A 394-nucleotide genomic window follows, 5' to 3' on the forward strand; every position below is an offset into this window, starting at 1 on the left:
TCCTCGGATCAATGCCTGCTTACGGCTCCCCGGGGCGGTATCGTTGTTCGCCACGTCCTTCTTCGGCTCCTGGTGCCTAGGCATCCTCCGTGCGCTCTTACTAGCTTAACCATATGCTCGGGTGATTCGGCTTGTGCGCCGTTTTCATTTTGTTTCTTYGATCTCCTAAGACATCAAATGGTTGAAACAAAACGAAAAGAAGTCGCAACAWTCTCGAACACCTTTCGCTTACAATAAAAACAGCTTTAAAGGATGTTTCAGCAATTCTTTTCTTTCGTTATCCAGTTTTCAAGGTGCAAAGTAAATCACAGCTGAGCCTTACGGCTGCTGCRTAGGTGTAAAACATAACACCTGCTTGGCGACGTCCTACTCTCCCAAGACCCTGCGGTCTAAG

General features: G+C 47.8%; 1 rRNA gene. It reads right to left on the bottom strand.

The window, feature by feature from the left end:
- Window positions 1–111 (bottom strand): 23S ribosomal RNA (locus AC1DLI_RS34420); the annotation flags it as partial.
- Window positions 112–394 lie beyond the last annotated feature (283 nt).

The organism is Paenibacillus sp. 01T443 (assembly GCF_056398325.1).